At 70.2% G+C, this 24,504-nt stretch carries 23 protein-coding genes; 4 read left to right on the forward strand and 19 right to left on the reverse strand.

The genetic code is table 11. The features are described from left to right. Positions 1-14: 14 nt before the first annotated feature. From rseP to rpsB, 8 genes are all read right to left on the reverse strand, one after another. Positions 15-1,379 carry an RIP metalloprotease RseP gene (rseP, locus tag EDC36_RS01875; protein WP_132961565.1) on the reverse strand — a complete coding sequence of 455 codons (1,365 nt, stop codon included), beginning with the start codon at positions 1,377-1,379 and terminating at the stop codon, positions 15-17. A gap of 45 nt (positions 1,380-1,424) precedes the next feature. Beyond that, on the reverse strand, positions 1,425-2,627 hold the full coding sequence (locus EDC36_RS01880; protein WP_132961566.1) for a 1-deoxy-D-xylulose-5-phosphate reductoisomerase: 1,203 nt from the start codon (positions 2,625-2,627) through the stop codon (positions 1,425-1,427). After that, positions 2,628-3,482, reverse strand: coding sequence for a phosphatidate cytidylyltransferase (locus EDC36_RS01885; protein WP_132961567.1), 855 nt, complete (start codon positions 3,480-3,482; stop codon positions 2,628-2,630). Positions 3,483-3,509: 27 nt separating this feature from the next. Next, positions 3,510-4,217 carry a polyprenyl diphosphate synthase gene (gene uppS, locus EDC36_RS01890; protein ID WP_132961568.1) on the reverse strand — a complete coding sequence of 236 codons (708 nt, stop codon included), beginning with the start codon at positions 4,215-4,217 and terminating at the stop codon, positions 3,510-3,512. Between the two features lie 38 nt (positions 4,218-4,255). Then, a complete protein-coding gene (gene frr / locus EDC36_RS01895) occupies positions 4,256-4,819 on the reverse strand; it encodes a ribosome recycling factor (RefSeq protein ID WP_132961569.1) in 564 nt (187 codons plus the stop codon). 27 nt (positions 4,820-4,846) lie between these two features. Beyond that, positions 4,847-5,557 (reverse strand): UMP kinase, encoded by a 711-nt coding sequence (gene pyrH, locus EDC36_RS01900; RefSeq protein ID WP_132961570.1) that lies wholly within the window; start codon positions 5,555-5,557, stop codon positions 4,847-4,849. Between the two features lie 110 nt (positions 5,558-5,667). Next, entirely contained in the window at positions 5,668-6,564 is an 897-nt protein-coding gene (gene tsf / locus EDC36_RS01905) for a translation elongation factor Ts (RefSeq protein WP_132961571.1), read from the reverse strand. A 176-nt stretch (positions 6,565-6,740) separates the two neighbouring features. Then, positions 6,741-7,481, reverse strand: a complete 741-nt coding sequence (rpsB, locus tag EDC36_RS01910) for a 30S ribosomal protein S2 (RefSeq protein ID WP_132961572.1) — start codon at positions 7,479-7,481, stop codon at positions 6,741-6,743. A gap of 173 nt (positions 7,482-7,654) precedes the next feature. Between rpsB and EDC36_RS01915 the strand changes: the two genes are divergently transcribed. Beyond that, positions 7,655-9,193 carry an NAD(P)H-hydrate epimerase gene (locus tag EDC36_RS01915; RefSeq protein ID WP_132961573.1) on the forward strand — a complete coding sequence of 513 codons (1,539 nt, stop codon included), beginning with the start codon at positions 7,655-7,657 and terminating at the stop codon, positions 9,191-9,193. A 26-nt stretch (positions 9,194-9,219) separates the two neighbouring features. Beyond that, positions 9,220-10,875: an acyl-CoA synthetase gene (locus tag EDC36_RS01920; RefSeq protein ID WP_132961574.1), complete on the forward strand. Its 1,656-nt coding sequence runs from the start codon at positions 9,220-9,222 to the stop codon at positions 10,873-10,875. On the opposite strand, the gene EDC36_RS01925 is transcribed toward EDC36_RS01920, so the two are convergent. Further along, a complete protein-coding gene (locus EDC36_RS01925; RefSeq protein ID WP_132961575.1) occupies positions 10,787-11,401 on the reverse strand; it encodes a thermonuclease family protein in 615 nt (204 codons plus the stop codon). The two genes, EDC36_RS01920 and EDC36_RS01925, sit on opposite strands and share 89 nt — an antisense overlap. Before the next feature lie 8 nt (positions 11,402-11,409). After that, positions 11,410-12,258: an IclR family transcriptional regulator domain-containing protein gene (locus EDC36_RS01930; protein ID WP_132961576.1), complete on the reverse strand. Its 849-nt coding sequence runs from the start codon at positions 12,256-12,258 to the stop codon at positions 11,410-11,412. Positions 12,259-12,455: 197 nt separating this feature from the next. Between EDC36_RS01930 and pobA the strand changes: the two genes are divergently transcribed. Beyond that, positions 12,456-13,646, forward strand: a complete 1,191-nt coding sequence (gene pobA / locus EDC36_RS01935; protein ID WP_132961577.1) for a 4-hydroxybenzoate 3-monooxygenase — start codon at positions 12,456-12,458, stop codon at positions 13,644-13,646. On the opposite strand, the gene EDC36_RS01940 is transcribed toward pobA, so the two are convergent. The 6 genes from EDC36_RS01940 to EDC36_RS01965 form a co-directional block, all read right to left on the reverse strand. After that, positions 13,607-15,931 carry a YgiQ family radical SAM protein gene (locus EDC36_RS01940; RefSeq protein WP_132961578.1) on the reverse strand — a complete coding sequence of 775 codons (2,325 nt, stop codon included), beginning with the start codon at positions 15,929-15,931 and terminating at the stop codon, positions 13,607-13,609. The genes pobA and EDC36_RS01940 overlap by 40 nt on opposite strands. Positions 15,932-16,085: 154 nt before the next feature. Further along, a complete protein-coding gene (locus EDC36_RS01945; RefSeq protein ID WP_132961579.1) occupies positions 16,086-16,574 on the reverse strand; it encodes a MaoC family dehydratase in 489 nt (162 codons plus the stop codon). 48 nt (positions 16,575-16,622) lie between these two features. Next, positions 16,623-16,835 (reverse strand): DUF2783 domain-containing protein, encoded by a 213-nt coding sequence (locus EDC36_RS01950; protein ID WP_132961580.1) that lies wholly within the window; start codon positions 16,833-16,835, stop codon positions 16,623-16,625. Between the two features lie 38 nt (positions 16,836-16,873). Next, a complete protein-coding gene (locus EDC36_RS01955) occupies positions 16,874-18,568 on the reverse strand; it encodes an FAD-dependent monooxygenase (RefSeq protein WP_132961581.1) in 1,695 nt (564 codons plus the stop codon). 106 nt (positions 18,569-18,674) lie between these two features. Beyond that, on the reverse strand, positions 18,675-19,529 hold the full coding sequence (locus tag EDC36_RS01960) for a helix-turn-helix transcriptional regulator (RefSeq protein WP_132961582.1): 855 nt from the start codon (positions 19,527-19,529) through the stop codon (positions 18,675-18,677). Beyond that, a complete protein-coding gene (locus EDC36_RS01965; RefSeq protein ID WP_243646431.1) occupies positions 19,526-20,491 on the reverse strand; it encodes an alpha/beta hydrolase in 966 nt (321 codons plus the stop codon). Before EDC36_RS01965 ends, EDC36_RS01960 begins: the two co-directional genes overlap by 4 nt. 111 nt (positions 20,492-20,602) lie before the next feature. Between EDC36_RS01965 and EDC36_RS01970 the strand changes: the two genes are divergently transcribed. Continuing rightward, positions 20,603-21,742, forward strand: a complete 1,140-nt coding sequence (locus EDC36_RS01970; RefSeq protein WP_132961583.1) for an iron-containing alcohol dehydrogenase — start codon at positions 20,603-20,605, stop codon at positions 21,740-21,742. 30 nt (positions 21,743-21,772) lie between these two features. Here the strand turns inward: EDC36_RS01970 and EDC36_RS01975 are convergent, their stop codons facing one another. The 3 genes from EDC36_RS01975 to EDC36_RS01985 are packed head-to-tail and all read right to left on the reverse strand — an operon-like array spanning position 21,773 to position 24,501. Then, on the reverse strand, positions 21,773-22,858 hold the full coding sequence (locus EDC36_RS01975; protein WP_132961584.1) for a patatin-like phospholipase family protein: 1,086 nt from the start codon (positions 22,856-22,858) through the stop codon (positions 21,773-21,775). Beyond that, complete coding sequence (locus EDC36_RS01980; RefSeq protein ID WP_132961585.1) at positions 22,858-23,664, reverse strand: HDOD domain-containing protein; 807 nt, start codon at positions 23,662-23,664, stop codon at positions 22,858-22,860. Before EDC36_RS01980 ends, EDC36_RS01975 begins: the two co-directional genes overlap by 1 nt. A gap of 9 nt (positions 23,665-23,673) precedes the next feature. Next, positions 23,674-24,501: an HDOD domain-containing protein gene (locus EDC36_RS01985; protein WP_132961586.1), complete on the reverse strand. Its 828-nt coding sequence runs from the start codon at positions 24,499-24,501 to the stop codon at positions 23,674-23,676. Between the last annotated feature and the right edge of the window lie 3 nt (positions 24,502-24,504).

A 24,504-nucleotide genomic window follows, 5' to 3' on the forward strand; every position in this document is an offset into this window, starting at 1 on the left:
GCCGGGACCAAGGCTTAGCCCAGCAGCCGAGTCAAATCGTTGACGATGGCCAGCGACATCAGCGCCGCCAGCACCACCATGCCAGCGCGTTGCAGCCGCGCCATCCACGCTGGCGACGGCGGCCGTCCGACCACCGCTTCCCACAGATAATACATCAGGTGCCCCCCGTCCAAGACGGGCAGCGGCAGCAGGTTGAGCACCCCCAGGCTGGTGCTGACCAACGCCAAAAACGTCACAAACGCCACCCAGCCCAGCGCCGCCGACTTGCCGGCGTAGTCGGCGATGGTCAACGGGCCGCTCAGGTTGCGCAGCGACGCTTCACCCACCACCATGCGCGCCAGCATTTGCAGCGACAGCGCGCTGACCTCCCACGTGCGGCGCACACCGTGCGCCAGCGCGTCCAGCGGTTCGTCGGCCACCACGATGAGTGCCGGCGGCGCGCCAATCATCGCACCCACCCGGCCCACCCAGGCATCCCCCTGACGCTCGGGCCGCGGCGTCACGTCGAGCTCCAGCGTCCGCCCCGCGCGCTCGACGCGCCAGCGTTGGGTGCGCGGCTGGCCTTGGGCGTCCACGGACGTGCGGATCCAGGCGCGCAGTTGGGCGGCGTCCTCCACCGGGCGTTCGTCCACGGCCAGCACCCGGTCACCCTCGCGCACGCCAGCGGCGGCCGCCGCCCCGTCGGGCAGCACCTCGCCCACCACCGGCGCCGACCACGGCGCCACCAGCCCAATGCGCTGCACCAGCTCGGCGTCCACGTCGCGCGCCTGCAACTGGGCCAGCGGCAACGGCACCGAGCGCGTGGCCAGCTCCGGCGCCGGACCCAGCAACAGCGTGACGTCGCGCCGCTGCAGGGCGGCCTGGGTCAGTTGCCAGCGCAATTCGTCAAAGGAACGCACCGGTTGGGCCGTGTCGTCGTCCTCGATGCGCACCGCGGCAACGCGCTCGCCGGCGCGCAGCCCGGCCTGCTCGGCCACCGAACCGGGCGCGGGGCTGCCCAGCACCGGTTCGGCCTGCGGCACGCCCCACCACGCCACCCACGCGTACAGCAGCACCGCCAGCCCGAGGTTGGCCAGCGGCCCCGCGGCCACGATGGCGGCGCGCTTGCGCAGCGGCTGGGCGTCGAACGCCAGGTGCCGCTGCTCGGGGGGCACCGGCCCCTCGCGGCCGTCGAGCATGCGCACGTAGCCGCCCAGCGGCAGCGCCGCGACGACAAACTCGGTACCCGCGCGGTTGCGCCAGCGCAGCAAAGGCCGCCCAAAGCCAATCGAAAACCGCAGCACCGGCACGCCACAGGCCACCGCCATGCGGTAGTGCCCCCACTCGTGCACCGCGATCAGCAACCCGATCGCCACCAAAAACCACAACACCGTTTGCATGGTGCCAAGTGTCGCATGCCGGCGCCAACGGTGTCGGCGCGCAGGTCACTGGGCCGCGCGCCGCACCTGCTGCCAGGCCACCGCGCGTGCCTCGCGGTCCAGCGCCAGCAAGTCGTCCAGACTGGCCGGTGGCGTTGGCGTGTAGGCCTCCAGCGTGGCGCGGTTGACGCGATGGATGCGGTCAAAACGCAAGAGCCCCTGCAAAAACGCCTCGACCGCGACCTCGTTGGCGGCGTTGAGCACCGCGGTGGTGCCCGGGGGGGCCTGCAACGCCTCCCACGCCAGCCACAGGCCGGGGAACCGCTGCGGGTCGGGGGCCTCGAAGGTCAGCGCCCCCAGGCGCGTCCAGTCCAGCGCCTCGGCCCCGGATTCGATGCGCTGGGGCCAACCCAAGCCGTAGGCGATCGGCACGCGCATGTCGGGCGTGCCCAGCTGCGCCACCACCGACCGGTCGCGGTACTGCACCATCGAGTGCACGACACTTTGGGGGTGGATCACCACCTCGATGCGCTCGGGCGCAAAGCCAAACAGGTAGCGCGCCTCGATGACCTCCAGCGCCTTGTTCATCATCGTGGCCGAGTCGACCGAGATCTTGCGCCCCATGACCCAGTTGGGGTGGGCACAGGCCTGCTCTGGCGTCACCTCGCCCAGCGTGGCCGGGTCACGCTGCCTGAAGGGACCGCCGGAGGCCGTCAGCACGATTTTGTCGACCCGCTCGCCCCAGGTCGAGGGGTCTTCCGGCAAGGCCTGAAAAATGGCCGAGTGTTCGCTGTCGATCGGCAGCAGCTGCGCGCCGCCCGCGCACACCGCGCTGATGAAAAACTCCCCCCCCACCACCAGCGCTTCTTTGTTGGCCAGCAACAGCCGCTTGCCCGCGCGCGCCGCGGCCAAGCACGGCGCCAGCCCCGCCGCGCCGACGATGGCGGCCATCACCGTGTCCACCTCCGGCGCAGCGGCGACCTCGACCAAGCCTGTGCTGGCCGGCAGCACCTGCACGCCTTCCACCGCCCAATCGGCCAGCGCCGCACGCAACGCGTCGACGTGCTCATCGCTGATCACCGCCCAGCGCGGCCGGTGTTGGGCGCATTGCTGCGCCAGCCGCTGCACCTGACGCGCGGCGCTGAGGGCCACCACTTCGAAGCGCTGCGGGTGGCGCGCCAGCACGTCCAGCGTTTGCTCGCCGATGGAGCCGGTGGCGCCCAGCACCGCCACGCGTTGGCGCGTACCGGGTCGAGTCTCACTGTGCATTCAGCCCCCCTGCCACGTCAACGCCGCCAGCGCCGCGGGCAGCACCGGCAGCAGCGCGTCGATACGGTCCAACACCCCGCCGTGGCCGGGCAACAGGCCGCTGGAGTCCTTGACCCCGGCGCTGCGCTTGACCAGCGATTCGAACAAATCCCCCGCGATGCTCAGCGCGGTCAGCAGCATCAGCCACGCCAGCGCCCCCGCCGCGCCACCCCGCCCCAGGCGGGCATAAAAACCATCGGCCAGCCATGGGCCCACCGTGGGCCAATGGGCAGCCCACGTCCACAGCCACGCCAACGCCAGCACGGCGGCTGCCCCACTCACCGCCCCTGCCCATGTTTTGCCGGGGCTGATCGTGGGCGCCAGCTTGCGCCGTCCCCAAGCACGGCCGCCGAAATACGCGGCGATGTCCGCCACCCACACGAGCAGCAACGCACCCAGCAACACCGCCACACCTTGGGTGTGCAAGGTCACCATCGCCCACCAGGCCAGGGTCAGGGCGGCCACGCCCACCAGCACCCGCACGCCGCGCGGCCAAGCGCCCCACGCATCGACCCCCTGGCGCAGCACCAGCGCCAGCAACACGACCCAGCCGGCGGTGGCCGCCCACCACACCGCAGCGGGCAACGCCACCCCACCCCAGCGCCACCACACCCCCCCAAGGGCCAGCGCCAGGCCGGCGCCAAGCGCCCCCGCCGCGGCGCCACCCACCCCACACAGGCGCGCCCACTCCCAGCCAGCCGCGCCCATCAGCACCAGCGTCAGCACGGCAAAGGGGCCACTGCCGCCGGGGTAGAACAACGCCGGCAGCAGCACGGCCAGCAGCACGACGGCGGTGATGACCCGTTGACGCAACACGGTAGGCCGCTTCCGGTGGGCTGGGCTTCAGGCTGCCGCCGCTTGCTCGGGCGTACGGCCAAACCGCCGCTGACGTTGCGCGTAGGCGGCCAGCGCGCGCGCCAGCTCGGCCTCGTCGAACGCCGGCCACAGCGTGTCGGTGAAGTACAGCTCGCTGTACGCCAGTTGCCACAACACGAAGTTGCTGACGCGCTGCTCGCCCCCGGTGCGGATCACCAGGTCCGGGTCGGGCACATGGGCCAGCGCCAGCGCACCGGCCAGGCTGGCTTCGGTGATGGGCGCACCCTGCTGCGCCAGGCGCTGCGCGGCCTGCACGATGTCCCAGCGCCCGCCGTAGTTGAAGCACACGTTGAGGATGAGCGCCGTGTTGCCGGCGGTGGCGCGCTCGGCCTCGGCGATGCCCTGCACCAACTCTGGCGTCAGCCCGCTGCGCTCACCCACCACGTGCAGCCGCACACCCGCTTGCTGCAAGCGTGGCACTTCGTCGATGAGGGCCTGCGCCAGCAGGCGCAGGATGGCGCTCACCTCGTCAGGGGGGCGGGCCCAGTTTTCCGACGAAAACGCGAACACCGTCAGCACCCGCACGCCGCGCTCGGCGCACCACCCCAGCACGCGGCGCAGGGTTTCCATGCCCGCACGGTGGCCCGCCGCACGCGGCAGCAAACGCTGACGCGCCCAGCGCCCGTTGCCATCCATGACGATGGCGACATGGTGCGGCACCGACGACGTCCCCAACCCCCGCTCCTTGGCAACCCGTGCGTGGCCCGACACGCTCAAATCGCCATGATGTCGGCCTCTTTGGCCGCCACCATCTTGTCCACCTCGGCGATCATGCGGTCGGTGAGTTTTTGGATATCGTCCTGCGCCCGGCGCTCGTCGTCTTCGGAGGCGAGCTTGTCCTTGACCAGGCGCTTAACATGCTCGTTGGCGTCACGGCGCAGGTTGCGAATCGCCACCTTGGCGTGTTCACCTTCGGCCTTGACGACCTTGACCAGTTCACGGCGCCGCTCCTCGGTCATGGGCGGGATCGGCACACGGATCAGGTCGCCGTGCGAGGCCGGGTTGAGCCCCAGGTCGGACTCGCGGATCGCCTTTTCGATCTTGGCGCCCATGCCCTTTTCCCACGGCGCCACGCCGATGGTGCGCGCGTCCAGCAGGGTCAGGTTGGCCACCTGGCTGATCGGCACCATCGTGCCGTAGTACTCCACCTGCACCGTGTCCAGCAGCGCCGGGTTGGCGCGCCCGGTACGCACCTTGGCCAGGTTGGCGCGCAGCGCTTCGAGCGACTGCTGCATCTTTTGTTCGGCGGTCTTTTTGATCTCGGGAATGCTGCTCATGGTCGTGTAGGCCTCGCGTGGCTCGTGTCAGACGTGCACCAACGTGCCTTCGTCTTCACCCATGACGACGCGCTTGAGCGCGCCGGGCTTGAAAATCGAAAACACCCGCACCGGCAGGTTTTGGTCGCGGCACAGGGCAAAGGCGGTGGCGTCCATGACCTGAAGCTGGCGCACCATCGCCTCGTCAAAGCTGATGCGTTGGTAGCGTCGGGCGCTGGGGTCTTTCTTGGGGTCGGCGGTGTACACGCCATCGACCTTGGTGGCCTTGAGCACGAGCTGCGCGCCGATTTCGGCGCCGCGCAGCGCGGCGGCGGTGTCGGTGGTGAAAAACGGGTTGCCGGTGCCCGCCGCGAACACCACGACCTTGCCTTCTTCCAGGTACTGCAGCGCCTTGGGGCGCACGTACGGCTCAACGACCTGGTCGATGGCGATGGCCGACATCACCCGCGCGCGCACACCGGCGCGCTCCAGCGCGTCACCCAGGGCCAGCGCGTTCATCACGGTGGCCAACATGCCCATGTAGTCCGCCGTGGCGCGGTCCATCCCGACGGCACCCCCGGCCACGCCGCGAAACAGGTTGCCGCCACCGATGACGATGGCCACCTGCACACCCAGGTGGGCGACCTCGGCCACCTCGGCCACGATGCGCTCGATGGTGCCGCGGTGAATGCCAAACGCTTCGTCGCCCATCAGGGCTTCACCAGACAATTTAAGGAGGATGCGCTGCAGTGCGGGCATGGGTGCAATCCGGATGTGGGGCGATTGTACGGGGCTTGGTGCGGGTGCGGGTTGCAAAAAGGGCCGGCCTCCAACCCGAGGAGCCGGCCCTTACGGCGCTGGGGGCGCGGTCAGGCTTTTTGCGCCGCGGCCACTTGGGCAGCCACTTCAGCGGCAAAGTCGTCCTGCTTTTTCTCGATGCCTTCACCAACCACGAACAGCGTGAACGACTGCACCGCGGTGTTGGCGCCCTTCAGGTACTGACCCACGGTCTGCTTGCCGTCGGCGGCCTTGACGAACACCTGGTCCAGCAGCGAGACCTCCTTGAGGTACTTCTGCACCGCACCCTCGACCATCTTGGCCACGATGTCGGCGGGCTTGCCCGATTCGGCCGCCTTTTGTTCGGCGATCGAACGCTCCTTGGCCACGAGTTCGGCCGGCACGTCAGCGCCGGACAGCGCCACCGGCTTCATCGCTGCGATGTGCATGGCCACGTCCTTGGCCGCCGTCGCGTCGCCCTGGTACTGCACCAGCACCCCGATGCGCACGCCGTGCAGGTACACCGCCAGGTTGCCGCCGTCGCTGTAGCGCTTGAAGCGGCGAATCGTCATGTTCTCGCCGATCTTACCGATCAGCCCCTTGCGCACGTCTTCGACGGTGGGACCAAAGCCCTCCATGCTCAGCGGCAGCGCGGCCAACGCGGCCACATCGGCCGGGTTGTGCTCGGCCACCAGGCGCGCCAGCGCCTGGCCGAAGTTGCCAAACAGTTCGTTCTTCGACACGAAGTCGGTTTCGCAGTTGACTTCGACCAACGCGCCGGTGCTGCCGTCCACGTACGCCGCCACGATGCCTTCGGCGGTGACGCGGCTGGCGGCCTTGCTGGCCTTGTTGCCCAGCTTGACACGCAGGATTTCCTCGGCCTTTTCCATGTTGCCGTCGGCCTCGGTCAGGGCCTTCTTGCACTCCATCATGGGGGCGTCGGTCTTGGCGCGGAGTTCCGCGACCATGCTGGCGGTGATGGCTGCCATCGTGATGCTCCTGTTGACGGGTGGCCGCCGTGGCCACCCTCAAATCATTGACGCTGTGTTCGACAACCCGATGACACGCTGAGCGCGACCCAAGCGCGCGCCGGCGGCGTCATCGGGCCAAGATACGAAAAAGGGGCTGCTGCGCCCCCATCGAAAGCGGCCGCGTGGGCGCGCTCTCAGCCCTCCTGCACCTCGACGAACTCGTCGTCGGCGCGCACGGCTTCGACCACCGCGTTGAGCGCGGCGTTGCGGCCTTCCAGCACCGCGTCGGCGATGCCGCGGGCGTAGATGGCCACGGCCTTGGCCGAGTCGTCGTTGCCGGGGATGATGTAGTCGATGCCCTCAGGCGAGTGGTTGGTGTCGACAACACCGATGACCGGGATGCCCAGCTTGTTGGCTTCGGCCACCGCGATCTTGTGGTAGCCGACGTCGACCACGAACATCGCGTCGGGCAGCGCGTTCATGTCCTGGATGCCGCCGATGTCGCGCTCGAGCTTGGCCAGTTCACGCAGGAACAGCAGTTGCTCTTTTTTGGACATGTTGTCCAGGCCGGCGTCGCGCTGGGCCTGCATGTCCTTGAGGCGCTTGATCGACGTCTTGACCGTCTTGAAGTTGGTCAACATACCGCCCAGCCAGCGCTGCTCCACGTACGGCACGCCCGCACGCTGCGCTTCCGCGGCGATGATGTCGCGCGACTGGCGCTTGGTGCCCACCATCAGCAAGGTGCCACCGTTGGCGGTGAGCTGGCGCACGAACTTGCACGCCGCCTCGAACATCGGCACCGTTTTTTCGAGGTTGATGATGTGGATCTTGTTGCGATGGCCGAAAATGTACGGGGCCATCTTGGGGTTCCAGAAGCGCGTCTGGTGCCCGAAGTGGACACCGGCTTCCAGCATTTCGCGCATGGACACGGGCATGATATGGACTTTCCAAAGGTTGGGCCTAAAGCCGGCCAACGACCGCCACCCGCGCACGGGCGACGGCACCCGGAAGGGGCCGGCTCGCGATTGCTTTGCCACACAGGACCGCCCAACACAGGCGCTCCATCCAGCAAAACTTTGAGATTGTACCACGCAGCGCCACGCCCACCATGCAGCGCATCGTCCCCTGCCCCAAGGCCAGCACGCCACTCCGCCCGTTGCACGACCGCGACGCCAGCCGCCAACTCGAGCAGCGCCTGGCCGCCACGCTGCCACCCCACACGCTGATGCGGCGTGCGGGCCTGGCGGTGGCCCGTCTGGCGATGGCGTGGCAGCCCCACGCCCAGCGCATCGTGGTGCTGGCCGGTGGCGGCAACAACGGCGGCGACGGGCTGGTGGCGGCCGCCCGGCTGGCGCAGGACTGGCCTGAGCGCGACGTGGCGGTGTGGTGGCTGGGAGACCCTGAGCGCCTGCCCGACGACGCCCGCTGGGCCTGGCAGCACGCGCGCGCCGCCAACCTGACGTGGTTGCAAGCCGCGCCCGACTCCCCCCCCGACCTGGTGATCGACGCGCTGCTGGGCCTGGGGTTGGACCGCCCCGTGCAAGGCACGACGCTGGCTGCCCTGCGCTGGCTGCAAGCCTGCCCCGCGCCGACGCTGTGCGTCGATTTGCCCAGCGGACTGGACCCCAACACCGGCCACTGGTGGGCCGACACGCCTGCCCAACCCGTCGCCGCGCGCGCCACGCTGTCGCTGCTGACGCTCAAGCCCGGCCTGTTCACGGGACTGGGGCGGGCGGTGGCCGGCGAAACGATCTGGTTCGACGACCTTGGCGCCCAGGCCGACCCGACCACCGCGGCCGCGTGGCTCGTCACCTCGGCCGGCTGGCCCGACGCGGCCGCGCTGCGTGCGGACCACGCCAGCCACAAGGGCAGCCGCGGTGACGTGCTGGTGCTCGGGGGCGCCCTGCCCGCCGCGCACGCGGGCGTGGGCATGGGCGGCGCGGCGCTGCTGGCGGCACGGGCGGCCCTGCGTGCGGGCGCTGGCCGGGTGTATGTGGCGCTGGTGGGCGAAGCGAACCAGATTCCGCCATGGGACGCGGGCCAGCCCGCGCTGATGCTGCGCAGCGCCGCGGCGGCGTTGGACAGCGACCTGCCCGAGCGCGCCACCGTGGTGGCCGGCTGCGGCGGCGGCCCCGGGATGGCGACGCTGCTGGACACCGTGTTGGCCCGCAGTCCACGGCTGGTGCTGGACGCCGACGCGCTCAATGCCCTGGCGGGCCGAACCGACCCCGACCCGCTGGCGCAGCGCCGCGCGCGCCGCTGGTGGACCGTGCTGACACCCCATCCGCTGGAGGCCGCCCGGCTGCTGCGCACCGACACCGCCAGCGTGCAGCGCGATCGGCTGGCAGCCGCCCGCACGTTGGCCGAGCGGTGGCACGCCGTCGTGGTGCTCAAAGGCAGCGGCAGCGTCGTGGCCGCGCCCGGCCTCACGCCGCGCGTCGTGGCCAGCGGCAGCGGTTGGCTGGCCACCGCCGGCAGCGGCGACACGCTGGCCGGGTTGCTGGGCGCGCGCCTGAGCGCGCTGCCTTGGCCCGCCCCGCCCGAGGATCTGCTGGCCGCGGTGGCCGACACCGTGGCCCTGCACGGCACCTTGCCCGAACACTGGCCGCACCGCTGGCCGCCCACCGCCAGCGACCTGCTGCCCTGACCACCACCCCCTGCAGGAGACGACCGATGCCGATCGCCGACCACGATCTGCCGCGCTGCGCCGCCAACCATGCGCCGCTGACGCCCTTGGATTTTTTACGCCGCACCGCCGAGGTGCACCCGCAGCTGCCGGCCATCGTGCACGGCACCGGCGCGCACGCGGCGAGCCAGACTTGGGGCGAGACCGCCCAACGCTGCCGCCGCATGGCCAGCGCGCTGCGGCGCGCCGGGGTGCAGCGCGGGGACGTCGTGGCCACCTTGCTGCCCAACACCCCGCCGATGGTCGAGGCCCACTTTGGCGTGCCGCTGGCGGGCGCGGTGCTCAATGCCCTCAACACCCGGCTGGAGCCGGCGTCCATCGCCTACATGCTGGACCACGGCGAAGCCCGGGTTATCCTGGTCGACCCGGAGTTCAGCGCGCTGCTGGCGCAAGCCCTGCCGCTGCGCACGCGGCGCGAGCCGCTGCTGGTGGTGCAAACCCAGGATCCATGGTTCGGCGCCCCCACCGCCACGCTGGACGCGGTGGACTACGAGGACTGGCTGCGCCAAGGCGACCCAGACTTCCCCTGGGAGGGGCCACCCGACGAGTGGGACGCGATCGCCCTCAACTACACCAGCGGTACCACCGGTCATCCCAAGGGGGTGGTTTACCACCACCGTGGCGCGGCCCTCAACGCCGTGTCCAACATCCTCGAGTGGGACATGCCCAAGCACCCCGTGTACCTGTGGACGTTGCCGATGTTCCACTGCAACGGCTGGTGCTTCCCCTGGACCTTGGCGGCGCGCGCTGGGCTCAACGTCTGCTTGCGCAAGGTGGATGCGGCCACCGTGCTGGGGTTGATGCGCGCCTGGCGCGTCACCCACTACTGCGGAGCGCCGATCGTGCACGCGATGCTGGCCAACGCCCCGGATGAGCTCAAAGCCGGCCTGCACCCGGGCATACGGGGCATGGTGGCGGCCTCGGCGCCCCCGGCGGCGCTGCTGGAGGCGATGGCACGCATGGGCATCGAGCTGACGCACGTGTACGGCCTGACCGAGGTGTACGGGCCGGCCACGGTGTGCGCCCCCCAGCCTGGCTGGCGTGACCTGCCGCTGCAGGAGCAAGCCCGCTTGCACGCGCGCCAGGGCGTGCGGTACCACCTGCAACAAGACGCGCAGGTGCTGGACCCGGCCACGCTGCGGCCGGTGCCGTGGGACGGCGAAACGATCGGCGAGGTGATGTTTCGCGGCAACATCGTGATGAAGGGCTACTTGAAAAACCCCGAGGCGACCGCGCAAGCGCTGGCCGGCGGCTGGTTCCACACCGGCGACCTGGCGGTGCAACACCCGGACGGCTACATCAAGATCAAGGACCGCAGCAAGGACATCATCATCTCGGGCGGCGAGAACATCTCGTCGATCGAAATCGAAGACGTGCTGTACCGTCACCCTGCCGTGCAAGCGGCGGCGGTGGTGGCCAAACCCGACCCGCGCTGGGGCGAGACCCCGTGCGCGTTCATCGAACTCAAGCCTGGCGCGCACGCCAGCGTCGAGGACATCATCGCGCACTGCCGCGCCCATCTGGCGGGGTTCAAAATCCCGCGGGCGGTGGTGTTCACCGAATTGCCCAAGACCAGCACCGGCAAGATTCAGAAATTTGAGCTGCGGCGCCTGGCGGGGTCGGTGCAGGCGATCGACGTGTAGCGCGGCGCCACTCCCACGGGGGCAGCGCCTCGCCCTGCCCCCACAAACCACGCCCTGCCGCACGGGCAGCGAGCTCGGCAGCGCGGTAGTGCCACCGCTCCAGCCAGGGTTGCTGGTGAGCGTGACGGGCGTCGTGCCACGCCCAGCCTTGCTGCAGCAAGGCCAGGTTGACATCCTGCACGGCCCGTTCGTCCTCGGGCGATGGCCCTCGGACCACCGCCAGCCAACGTCCGTAACGGTCCACCCCACGGTCGTCCAGACGCACCGCGCGGCCCAGCACCCACGCGCGCAGCGCGTCGCGCGCCTGCGCGCCCGCGGGCTGATCCAGCTCCGGGGCATCGATGCCCGCCAGACGCACGGTGCGCAGCCGCGCGTCGGGGCCGCGCACGCGCAGCGTGTCACCGTCGTGCACCGCCACCACCACCCAGTCGGCCTGCGCCAGGGAGTGACCGCCGCCCAGGCACCCGGTCAGGCCGACCAGCAGCGCCAACAGCGCAAACCTGGCGATCCACACCGCGCGGCCCATGACGCGCCTCACAGCAGCGGCCGCAGCTCTCGCGCGGCCTCTTGCAACAGCGGCAGCAGTTCGTGCTGCACGGCCCCGGCCTGCAAGCGCTGCTGCGACAGCACGGCGTTGATCGCCGCCACCGTGCGGCCCTGCATGTCGCGCAGGGGCACCGCCACGGCGTGCACGCCCAGCTCATGCTCCTCACTGCAGATGCAGTGGTCGGCCTGGCGCACCTGCTGCAGGATGCGCCGCAGCGCCGCGGGGTCGGTGACGGTGTAGGGTGTCAGACGCGGCAAGCCAGCCCCGGAGGCGCAGCGGGCGGCCAGCCAGAGCCGCAACTGCTTGACGGGCAACGCAGCCAGCAGCACCCGGCCGGTGGAGGTGGCGTGCGCGGGCAGCCGCGCCCCCAAGTGCAAGCCATAGGCCAACCGCTGCGGCCGCGCCGGCCACGCCCCGCCCGGGGCGCCAAGCGAGCCCCCTTGCCAATCCACACTGGGCTCGTGCGCTGCGGGCGGCACGCTGCGCGCCACCACGACCACCGCCTCGTCGTCCAGCACCGCCACCGAAAACGGTTCGCGCACGCGCGCGGCCAGCCGGTCCAGCACCGGCTGCACCGTGCGCGGCAAGCGCGCCGAGGCCAGGTAGCGCCCCGCCAGACGCAGCACCTTGGGCGCCAGCCAGTAATCGTGTCCGTCGGTTTCCAGGTAGCCCAGGTGCGCCAGCGTCAACAGGTGGCGCCGCGCCGCCGCGCGCGACAGCCCTGTGCGCTGGGCCGCCAGCGTGGCGTTGAGGCGCTGGCGCTCGGTGTCGAAGCTCTCCAGCACGGCCAGCCCTTTGACCAGCCCGGCGATGGTGTCGGCGGCAGCGAGATCCATGGCGACAACGATAGCGCATCCCCGCGCCCGTGGACAACGGCCCTACGTGTTTGCGCGATATTCGCACACGCTGCGCGCTATTCGCACAACAGACCACGGCCAGGTGCGTCCTTCGACCAGCACGGCGCCTACGATCCCGCCATCGCGCCGCGCCCCGGGCGGCGGCTTCCCTACCCACCTCACGAGGAGACATAGCCATGCGCACCCAAGTCGTCATCGTTGGCGCCGGCCCGTCGGGCCTGCTGCTGGGCCAACTGCTGCACAAAGCCGGTATCGACAACATCATCCTGGAGCGGCAAAGCGCTGCCTACGTGCTGGGGCGCATCCGCGCCGGCGTGCTGGAGCAAGTCGCGGTGGACGTGCTGGACGAGGCCGGCGTGGGCCAGCGCATGCACCGCGAGGGGCTGGTGCACGAGGGCTTCGACCTGCTGTTCAAGGGTGAGCGCCACCGGGTGGACCTCAAGGGTCTGACCGGGGGCAAAACGGTCCTGGTGTACGGTCAAACCGAGATCACGCGCGACCTGATGGACGCGCGCCAGGCCAGCGGCCAGACCACGGTCTACGAGGCCGGCCACGTGGCCATCCACGGCTTCGACGGCGCGCGGCCGTGGGTGACCTACGAAAAGGATGGCGTCACCCACCGCATCGACGCCGACTTCATCGCCGGCTGCGACGGCTTCCACGGCGTGTGCCGCGCCAGCGTGCCGCGCAGCGCCATCACCGAGTACGAGAAGGTGTACCCGTTTGGCTGGCTCGGGTTGCTGTCCGACACGCCGCCGGTGCACGAGGAGCTGATCTACGTCAACAGCCCGCGCGGCTTTGCGCTGTGTTCGATGCGCAGCCGCACCCGCAGCCGCTACTACCTGCAGGTGCCGCTGTCCGACACCGTGGACAGTTGGAGCGACCAGGCGTTTTGGGACGAGCTGCGCCGCCGCCTGGACCCGGCCGCGGCCGAGGCGCTGGTCACCGGCCCCTCGATCGAAAAAAGCATCGCGCCGCTGCGCAGCTTTGTCAGCGAGCCGATGCGTTTTGGGCGGCTGTTGCTGGCGGGTGACGCCGCGCACATCGTGCCGCCCACCGGCGCCAAAGGGCTCAACCTGGCCGCCACCGACGTCAAATACCTGGCCGACGCGCTCATCGAGCACTACCACGAGCGCAGCGACGCCGGCATCGACCACTACTCGCAGCGCTGCCTGCGCCGCGTGTGGCGCGCCGAGCGCTTTTCGTGGTGGTTCACGAGCCTGATGCACCGCTTCCCCGGCGAAGGGGAGATCGCGCAGAAATTCCAGGAAGCCGAGCTCGACTACCTGATGCACAGCGAGGCGGGCGCGCGCACGATCGCCGAAAACTACGTCGGCCTGCCGCTCGATTTTGGCTTGCGGCGTTGAGGCGTGGGTGGGGCCGGCTCGGCCCCCGTGACGCGCGGCGGCAGCCCCGTGTGCTGCGTCAACACACGGCCCTTGGGCGGCTGAGCCGGCTTGGCCGGGCCGGCGCTGGCGCGCGAGCGGGCCGCCGGCGGGGTGGAGTTGGCGCGCCGCGGCGCGCGGTAGCTGCCGTCGGTCAGCGGCTGGTAGGTCGGCACCAGGTGGTGCTTGCCGTTGCCGATCAGGTCCGCGCGCCCCATGGCCTTGAGCGCCTCGCGCAGCAGCGGCCAGTTGTTGGGGTCGTGGTAGCGCAAAAACGCCTTGTGCAGGCGGCGTCGGCGCTCGCCCTTGACGACATCGACGCGCTCGGTGCGCTCGTCGCGGTGGATGCCCTTGAGCGGGTTGAGGCCCGTGTGGTACATGGCCGTGGCGGTGGCCATGGGGCTTGGGTAAAAGGTTTGCACCTGGTCGGCGCGAAAGCCGTTGCGCTTGAGCCACAACGCCAGGTTGAGCATGTCCTCGTCCGTTGTGCCCGGGTGGGCGGCGATGAAGTACGGGATCAGGTACTGCTCTTTGCCCGCCTCGCGTGAGTAGCGGTCGAACATCGCCTTGAAGCGGTCGTAGGTGCCGATGCCCGGCTTCATCATCTTGGACAATGGACCGGGCTCGGTGTGCTCAGGAGCGATCTTGAGGTAGCCGCCGACGTGGTGCTGCACCAGCTCGCGCACGTACTCAGGGTCACGCACGGCCAGGTCGTAGCGCAGTCCGGAGCCGATCAGGATTTTTTTGATGCCCCTGAGCGCGCGGGCGCGGCGGTACAGCCGCACCAGCGGCCCGTGGTCGGTGCGCAGGTTGGCGCAGATGTCCGGGTACACGCAACTGGGTTTGCGGCAGGCGGCCTCGATCGTGGGGCTTTTGCAGCCCAGCCGGTACATGTTGGCGGTGGGGCCGCCCAGGTCGGAGATGACGCCCGTGAAACCTGACACCTTGTCGCGGATGTCCTCGATCTCGCGGATGATCGAGTCCTCCGAGCGGCTTTGGATGATGCGCCCTTCGTGCTCGGTGATCGAGCAAAACGTGCAGCCGCCAAAGCACCCGCGCATGATGTTGACCGAGAAGCGGATCATCTCCCAGGCGGGGATTTTGGTCGGCCCGTCGTGGCGACCGCGTTCATCGGCGTAGGCCGGGTGCGGGCTGCGCGCGTAGGGCAAGCCAAACACCCAATCCATTTCTTCGGTGCTCAGCGGCAACGGCGGCGGGTTGACCCACACGTCCTGCGCGGCCGGCCCCTCGCCGTGGCGCTGCACCAGCGCGCGCGCGTTGTAAGGGTTGGTCTCCAGGTGCAGCACACGGTTGGCGTGCGCGTACAGCACCGGGTCGGCCTTGACCTGCTCGTAGCTGGGCAGGCGGATGACCGTGCGCTCGCGCGGCGCGCGCAGGGCCGCCGCCCGCGGCACCAGGCGCACCGGCGCAGCCCCGCCATCGCCGCTGGCGCTGGCGCAGCCGCCGTCGGCGGACTCGGCCGGCATTTGGTAGGGGTTGACGTGCGCCTCCACCCGCCCGGGCCGATCGACGTCGGTGGAGTCGATCTCAACCCAGTCGGGCGCGGGTGTGCGGCGCACGAAGGCGGCGCCGCGCACGTCGGTGATCGAATCGACCGGCTCGCCGCGCGCCAGCCGGTGCGCAACCTCCACCAGCGCGCGCTCGGCGTTGCCGTACAGCAGCAAATCGGCCTTGGCGTCCAGCAGGATCGAGCGGCGCACCGTCTCGCTCCAATAGTCGTAGTGCGCGATGCGGCGCAGGCTGGCTTCGATGCCACCCAGAATGATGGGCACGTCTTTGTACGCCTCGCGGCAACGCTGCGCGTAGACGATGCTGGCACGGTCCGGGCGCCGGCCCCCCACGCCGCCCGGGGTGTAGGCGTCGTCGGAGCGGATTTTGCGGTCCGCCGTGTAGCGGTTGATCATCGAGTCCATGTTGCCTGCGGTCACGCCCCAAAACAGGCGTGGCCGGCCCAGCGCCTTGAACGGCTCGGCGCTGTGCCAATCGGGCTGGGCGATGATGCCGACGCGAAACCCCTGAGCCTCCAACACGCGGCCGATGACCGCCATGCCAAAACTGGGGTGGTCGACGTAGGCGTCGCCGGTGACCAGGATGACGTCGCACGCATCCCACCCCAGCGCGTCCATCTCGGCGCGGCTCATCGGCAAAAACGGCGCCACACCAAAGCGCTTGGCCCAATAGGGTTTGTAGCGCATCAGCGGTTTGGGCGCCGGGGTGACGTGGGCGGGGTGCAGCGGGGCGTTCATGGCGCGTAGGAGGATTCTCGGGGCCCAACGACGACGGCCAGCCGCAGCGGGCTGGCCAGCGCAGGGCTGCGCATTGTAGGGGCGATGGCCGCAGCGCACCACCCCGACACCCACGATCCCCTACCCCCACCGTGGGCGCATGCCGCGGCAGGATTTACCCGTGACCCGGTAAGCGGCGCCGGAACATGCCCCAGCCTTCCATCTGCAGCACCTGCTCACCACGTTGGTTGAACATTTGCCACACGGTGCGCACCAGGCCCACGTCGGGGCGTTTGTTCATCGGTCGCTTGTCGACAATGCTGTGCCGCAGGGTCAGCGTGTCGCCGGGAAACACCGGCTTGAGCCACTTCAGGCTCTCCAGTCCGGGCGATCCCAGGCTGGACGATTCGTGCAAAAAGTTCGTCACCATCAGCCGCATGGCCAGCGCACAGGTGTGCCAGCCGCTGGCGCACAAGCCACCGAACACCGAGTGGCGCGCGGCTTCGTGGTCGAGGTGAAACGGCTGCGGATCGAACTGGCGCGCAAAGGCAATGATGTCGTCTTCGGTGACGGTCACGCTGCCCAAGTCGCGCGTGTCGCCCACGGCGAGGTCTTCCCACCACAGGCGGATGTGGGGGCTGGATACGGGGTCGATGGCGGTCATGGTGTGTGCTCCCGCCGCCAGCATAGCGGTTGGGCGCGGCGGCGGTCGTCACAGATCGGACAAGGCGATCTGCACCTGTTGCTCAAAAAACGCCGCATCCCCCAAGGCATGCGCGCAAAGCAGGGCGAGCTTGACCAGAAAAAGCTCCGAACGCTCGGGACCGGCGCGGTCGATGGCCGCCGCCAGGGTGTCGTACACGGATTCCAGCCCGGCGATGTCCAGGCGGGCGGCGGGCTGCGCGGTGGGGGTCGAGGGGACCATCGTGGACTCCTGCAAGGCCGGTTGGGCTGTGGACCGATTCAATAGGTCGGTAGCGCCTGCTGCAACGCGGCGTGCAGGCGGGGGGCGTCGAGCGTGATCCAGCGTGCGCAGACGTGCTGGTCGGGCCGCAGCAGGTACGCCGAGCCCGACGTGGACACGCCGTAGCGCGCCCAGGCCCGACCTTCGGGGTCAGGCACCGTCCGGTCAGCCCCGTGGACCGGGTCGGCGCAGCCCACCGCGGTCACACGCAGCGCCACGCCCCGCTGCCGCCAGGCCTGAACCACGTCGATCACGGCTTGGGGCAGGTGCGCGCCGGTGGTGAAATAAAGCAGGTCGAACCCGCCGCCCAGATCGTCCAGCAGGTACGCATCCGGCCCCAGGCGCACGTTGCGCGGTGGCGCGCCGTGCGCCGGCCCGGCCGGGAACAGCGCGTCGTCGTCGCCCGGGCTGTTGAGGGCCGAGTGCGTGTATTCGTGCGGGCGGGAGGTGCGCCAGTGGTACAGCGGGCGCACGAAATCCTGGGTCAGCGACAAGGACAGCACCGCGTCGCGCAGCAGGCGAAACCCCCGCGTGGGCGGCGTCATGAAACGGGTGCTCTTGCCGGCCTCGGCGATGATCTCGCGCGCGGCCCCCACCCGCTCGGCGCTGTAGTTGGCCATCAGGCTGGGGCCCGCCAGCCCCTTGACGGTGTAGGCCAGGTGCCAGCCCAGCGACTGCGCATCCTGGAACGCCGTGTTGGCGCCACGCACGCCAAAGATAGGCAGCAGGTGCGCCGCATCGCCGACGAACACCACACGCCCGTGCACGTAGTTCGGCAGCGTGAGCGTGCGCGCCGAGTACACCGAGCACCAGTCCAGTTGCCATGGTGTGCCACCGAAGCCGATCATCGCGAGCTGGGCGTCGATGCGCGCCTTGAGCGACTCGGGCCGCAACGCCTCCTCGGGCGACTCCCCCGCCGGCAGTTGATAGTCCACCCGCCAGATGCCCTGGGATTGGCGGTGCATCAGGACGGTGTTGCCCGGGTTCCAGTCCGGGTCGAAGTACGCGCGGCGCTCGGTGGGCAGCGGCAGGTCGATCTGGATGTCCGCGATCACGAACAGCCCCTCGTACGACGTGCCCTCCATCGGCAGGCCGAGCTGGCTGCGGATGCCCGAGCGCCCCCCATCGGCGGCCACCAGCCAGTCGGCCTCCAGCACGTACTCGCCCTCCGAGGTGTCCACGGTGGCGCGCACACCGGCGTCCTCAAGCGCCACGTGCGTGACCTTGTTGCCCCAACGAAAGTCGACCCAAGGGCTGGCGACGCAGGCCTCGTACAGAAACTGCTCCAGGTACTGCTGCTGCAGGTTGAGCAGCGGGTAAAACCGGTCGTCGGGATCGTGCGGCGCCTCCATGCGAAACACGTGCTGCCCGCGGTAAAACGAGTTGCCGAACCGCCAGGGCAGCCCATGCGCGGTCATGCGATCCGCCACCCCGACCTGCTGCAGAATTTCCAGGCTGCGGCGGGTGAACACGATCGCCCGACTGCCTTGCGACAACTGCACATCGGCCTGACACACCACGCTGGGCACACCGTGACGCGCCAGTTCCAGCGCCGTGACCATGCCCGCCGGGCCGCCCCCTGCGATGACCACGGGCGTGCGTCCGTCGCGAGGGTGCTGCGAGGGCAGCCAAGCATCGTGCACACGGTAGGGGTAGTAGAGGGACGGTCGCGGCGTCGTGTCGGGGCGGTGCATGGGGCCTCCTCGTCGGTTGGCGGCAGTGTAGGCGGACGCGAGCCGCATGATGTCCCCATAAGGGGACAACGCGGCCATGCCATGCGTGTGGCCGGATCGGATCGTTTCAGTCTGTGCGGCCACCCTGGATCAGCAGCCCCATCAGCTCGCGCTGCCCGTCCACGCCCAGTTTGCGGTACACACGCTTGACGTAGGTTTGGGCGCTGGACAAGGTCAGCCCCAAGCGCTGCGCGAGCTCGGCGTTGCCCAGGCCATGCAGCACGCCACGCAGGACGTCGAGATCGCGCTTGCTCAGCCGTGGGTGCTGCCGGTGCAGACGCGCCAGCAGCCATTCGGCCAAGTCCGTGTCGAACAGTTGGCCGGCGTAGTGCAACCGCACCGCGTGCACCACGAGCGGCGCGAGCGCCTCCAGCGCGCGCAGGTCGCCTGGCGTCAAGGGGCCGTGCTCCTCGCCACGGTAGAAGTTCACCGACAGCCAGCGCCATCCGTCGTACAGGGAAAGCATGGCGATGCGCTCCGCGATGCGGGGCAACGCGTAGCAGACACGGCGGTAGTCAGGGTGCGCCACGTCCTGTGGCCGCTGCCGGTGCAGCACGATGTGCGGTTGCGCCGCGCTGGCGCGGCGCGCCGCCTGCAACTCCGCGCGCATGGCGTCGCGGCATCCATCCAGCGGGTGGTAGCGGGTCACATAGTCCTGCGCGATGCGTCGCAGCGCCGCCGTGCGCGAACGGTCACCGATGGCCACGGTGCGCGGGGCCGACTCGCCCTCGAACGAGAAGATCGTGCACTGCGCCATGGGCACCCGTGCGCTGACGATGCGCAACAGGTCTTCCGCCACTTCGTGCCGGCCGGACACCCCGAGCTTTTGCAGCAGGGCCGTCACCTGGGCCAGCGAAACGGCGGGGTCATCGCCGGCTGCCGCCGCCGGCGTCAGTGCCCACCACGGCCGCGCGGCGGTCATGCGCCGGCTTCCCCCAGCGCCCGCCGCAGGGCGCGTGCGGCGTCTTGATGCGCCCGCAGCGCTTCGGGGATCACGCGGCCCATTTTGATGAATTCGTGCGTGACGCCGTGGTAGATCTCCAGCGCCACCGGCACACCGGCCAGCCGCAACGCGTCGGCCAGTTGCACGCCCTCGTCCAGCAGTGGGTCGCACTCGGCCAGGCCGATCCACGCTGGCGCCACGCCATCGAAGTCGGGCGCCAGCAGCGGCGCAAAACGCCAATCCTCGCGCTGCGCGTCGTCGACGTAATGACGGAAAAACCACTGGATCGTGTCGGCCTCGAGCACGAAGCCGTGCGCGAAACGGCGGTGCGAGGGCGTGTCTTGCCAGGCGCTGCAGCCGGGGTAGAACAGCAGTTGCAGCGCCAGCGGCCAGCCCGCGTCACGCGCCTGCAGCGCGGTCACCACGGCCAGCGTGCCGCCGGCGCTGTCGCCGCCCACCGCGATGCGCTGGGCGTCCAGCCCCAGGGCGGCCGCGTGCGCGCGCAGCCACGCCAGGGCGTCGAAAGCGTCGTGCACGGCGGTGGGGAAACGGTGTTCCGGCGCCAGGCGGTACTCCACCGACAGCACCGCCACGCCACTGAGGCGCGCCAAGTGTCGACACAACGCCGCGTGCGTGCGCACGCTGCCCACGACGAAGCCGCCGCCGTGGAAGTACAGCAGCACCGGCAGCGCCTGCGCCGCTTCGTGCGGAACCACGAGCTCGGCCGGCAGCGTCGCACCGTCGCGCGCGGGGATGTCCAGCGCGCGCACCCTCGCCACGCGCGGTGGCGGCAGGTCCAGCACGTTGGCGCCGGCTTCGTAAAAAGCACGCGCTTGCGCGGGCGTCATGGCATGCATGGGGGGACGCCCGGCGCGTGCCATGCGGTCGATCACCCCCCGCATCGCGGGGGTCAGCAGGTGGCGAGGGTTGGGGTGATGCATGCGACACCGATTGTCGTGCAAGCGCAGCGCGCCTGGACTGCCACTTTGGCGTCAGGCGCGCCACACGGCCCATGCTAGGCTTGAACCGTTTGGCTCGAGGAGACCACGACGATGGCCGAAATCCGCTACCTGACCACGATCCAAATCGAACCCGGGGCGTTGCGCCTGCTGCCCGCCGAGTGCGCGCGGGTGGGGATCCGGCGGCCGCTGATCGTGACCGACGCCGGGGTGCGTGGCGCCGGCCTGTTGCAGCGGGTGCTGGACACGCTGGGCGCTGGAGCGGCGCTGGCCGTGTTCGACGGCACCCCGTCCAACCCCACCGAGGCGGCGGTGCGCAGCGCGGCCGCGCTGTACCACGAGGCGGGCTGCGACGGTTTGATCGCGCTGGGGGGTGGCAGCCCGATCGACTGCGCCAAGGGCGTGGCGATCGCCGTCACCCACGACGGGCCGCTCAAGACCTACGCCACGATCGAAGGTGGCTCGCCCCGCATCACCGAGCGTGTGCCGCCGCTGATCGCGATCCCCACCACGGCCGGCACCGGCAGCGAGGTGGCGCGCGGCGCCATCCTCATCGTCGACGACGGCCGCAAACTCGGCTTTCACAGCTGGCATTTGTTGCCCAAAGCCGCGATTTTGGACCCCGAGCTGACCGTGGGCCTGCCGCCGCGGCTGACCGCGGCCACCGGCATGGACGCGATCGCGCACTGCATCGAGACGTTCTTGGCGCCGGCGTTCAACCCGCCCGCCGACGGCATCGCGCTGGATGGTCTGCAGCGTGGCTGGGCGCACATCGAGCGCGCGGTGCGCGACGGCCACGACCTGCAGGCGCGCCTGAACATGCTCAGCGCCAGCATGCAGGGGGCCATGGCGTTCCAAAAGGGGTTGGGCTGCGTGCACTCGCTCAGCCACAGCTTGGGCGGGCTCAACCCGGCCCTGCACCACGGCACGCTCAACGCCATCTTTTTGCCGGCGGTCATCGAGTTCAACGCCCAGGCCGACAGCGTGCGGCGCGAGCAGCGGTTGCAGCGGCTGGCGCAGGCGATGGGGCTGGCCGATGGGCACGAGGTGGCCCCGGCCATTCGGTCGATGACCGCGCGGCTGGGGTTGCCGACGGGTCTGGGCGAGCTCGGGGTGACGCGCGCGATGTTCCCCCGCATCATCGAAGGTGCCCTGGCCGACCACTGCCACCGAACCAACCCGCGCCTGGCCACGGCCGAGGATTACGAGGCGATGCTCGAAGCGTCGCTGTGAAGGCGGCCACGCCCCCAGCGCCACGGCTGATCACAGCGGTTCGACGACCGAAGGGTCCGGGCGTTGCAACCAGGCCTGGAACTCGTCGGCCAGGCGCTGGGCCTCGCGCACCGCGGTGGTCCACGCGCGCACACGCGCCGCCAGGTCCTTGCCGTAGTGCGGAAAATCGCTGCGGTCGGGCAGCTTGCCGTTGGGCAGCGTGCGCACCCACTGCGGGTCGGGCGCCAAGACGATGGTGTGGTCCAGGGCGTCGGTGGCGCGGTGGCGCCAGGGCAGCGCCTTGTCCAGCCAACCCGGCACGATCTGGCGCTGAAAATGCGGGTACAGCACCAGCCCGAGTTGGGGCCGCCAGCGCAGGTGCAGGTGGTAGTCGGTGATGCCGCCGTCCCAGTACGCGCCGGGCGGCGCACCAGGGATGTCATGCACCGCTTGCAGCACGAACGGGATCGAGCAACTGGCCTGCAGCGCGGGCATGAAGTTGTCGACGCTGAGCGTGACAGCGCGGGTGCGGTAGTCGCGCGTGTCGAACGGTAGCCCGGGCGGCGCTGCGTTGGGGGCCACGCTGCTGAACACCACCCGCTCCAGCCACGCTTGCAGCGCCCGCCGATGCACGGCGTTGCTCAGGTACGCCGCGGCGTAGCCCAGCGGCGTGCGCCAGCGTCCCTCGCGTGCCAGCACGTGACGTCCCCGCGCGGTGACGATGTGCACGCGCCAGTGGGGGTGCTGCAGCACCTCGTGCACACGGCCGCCAAAAAACAGCCGCAGGTTGTGCGCAAACGCCGCGCTGACGTGCTGTGGCGTGGGCCGTGTGCGGCCGGGTTCAACGACGTAGTCCTGCGCGATGTAGTCGCGCTCCAGCCGCTCGAACGCCGCGACCGCGTCGTGCAAGCAGGCCGTGGCCATGCGCCACGCCCCGATCGAGGCCCCGACCAGGTGCACCGTGCGCTGGGCCTGGGCAAGCCAGTGCCCAAACAACCACCGGTCCAGCGGACCCAGGATCAGGCCCTTGGGCCCGCCGGCCGCGCCGGGCACGACGCCGATGTCGTGCGGGCGCAGCCCGTGCTGGTGCAGGTGCGCCCGGGCCGCCGCTCCGGCGTAGATGCGCAGCGCCCGCATCACGCCCCCTGCCCCGCCGGCACGACGTCCGGGTTGACCAGCAGGTCGGGGTCGAGCTGCAGCAGTTCGCCCACCGCGTCAGGGTAGCTGTGGATCAGCGTGTCGCGCGCGTTGTCCGTCATCCACACCCGGGCGCGCCACGCCACCATGTGCACCACCGCGGCCAACGGGTCGGGGGGATCGTGGCGCAGCGGCTGCACGTGCTGCGCGATGGCGCGCACCAGCGTGTCCGGCAGCCGCCAGTGCGCCGCCAGCGCCGCCCCGACGTCGGCGTAGGTGTAGCCCAACGTTTGTTGCTCGGCCAGCGGTCGTTGCAGCGACCACCACGGCACTTGGGCCTGCAGCGCCAGCATCGGTGTGGGCATGACCTGGTGCATGACCAGCGTGCCCACCCCGTGCAGCAGCGCGGCGGTCAGCGCCACCGCATCATCGAGCTGGCGCGGCGCGCACACCGTGCGCGCCAGGGCCGCCGCGGCCAGGCTGTAGTCCCAAAACCGCTCCAGTTCGATACCGGCCGGCGCCGGGAAGCGGCTTTGCACCGCCGCAGCCAACACCAGCGCGCGCAGCCGCGTCAGGCCCAGCACCCACACGGCGTCGCGCACGCTGTGCACAGGGCGCAGCAACCGTAACAAGGCCGAATTGGCCTGACGCAGCACCCGCGCCGACAACGCGGGGTCTTGCTCCAGCGTCTGCGCAACGTCGTTGAGATCGACCTCCGTCTGGCCAAAGGTGGCGATCAAGCGCGCCGCCACGTCCGGCACCACCGGCAGGGCTTCGGGTCGTTGCAGCAGCTCGTCCAGGCGCATCGTCAACGCTCAGTGCAAAAAAGCGGCCAGCTCGCCCGCCGAGGTCCATTGTTCGGGGTCTTTGTCCAGCACGGTGTCCAGGCTCAGGCCCAGCAAGGTGGCCACGACGTCGGGGAAGGTCGCCCGCATCGCCTCGCGGTCCAGCCCCATTTCCTGCGCGCGCGCGCGCCACGCCGCCATGTGCACCACGCCCGCCAGCGGCTCGTAAATATCGCCTTCGAACGGCACCAACTGGTGCTTGAGCGCGGTCACGATCGCCTCGGGGAAGTCCCAGCGCTGGGCAAACGCCGCGCTGACGTCGGCGTAGGTGTAGCCCAGCACCGAGCGCTCGACCTCCGCGCGGGTGAGGTCAAACGGCGACACGCGCCAGTCGATTTTGGCCACGACGTCAGGCATGCCGATGTGCATGACCAGGTCACCCACCGCGTGCACCAGGCCGGCGGTGAACGCGGCGCCGTCGGGCAGCTTGAGGCTGCGCGCCAGCGGCCGGCAGATTTTGGCGGTGTTGAGGCTGTAGCGCCAGAACTGCTCCAGGTTGACGCCGGGCACGGTTTTGAAGCTGGTGCCCAGCGCCACCGCCTGCACCAGCGTGCGCAGGTGGTTGAGCCCCAGCACCTGGATGGCTTCGTCGACCGAGTCGATCTGCCGCGTCAGCCCGAAAAAGGCCGAGTTGGCCAGCTTCAACAGCCGTGCGGTCAACCCCGGGTCGGTGGCGATGAGCTCACTCAGACGGCGCGGATCGGGGTCGTCCCGGTCCAACTCGGTCAGAACTTCGGACACCACCCGCGGGATGCTGGGGATTGCCTTGGCCTGTTGCAGCAGTTCGTCCAACGTCATGGC

The organism is Tepidimonas ignava (assembly GCF_004342625.1).
Classification (GTDB): Bacteria; Pseudomonadota; Gammaproteobacteria; order Burkholderiales; family Burkholderiaceae_C; genus Tepidimonas; species Tepidimonas ignava.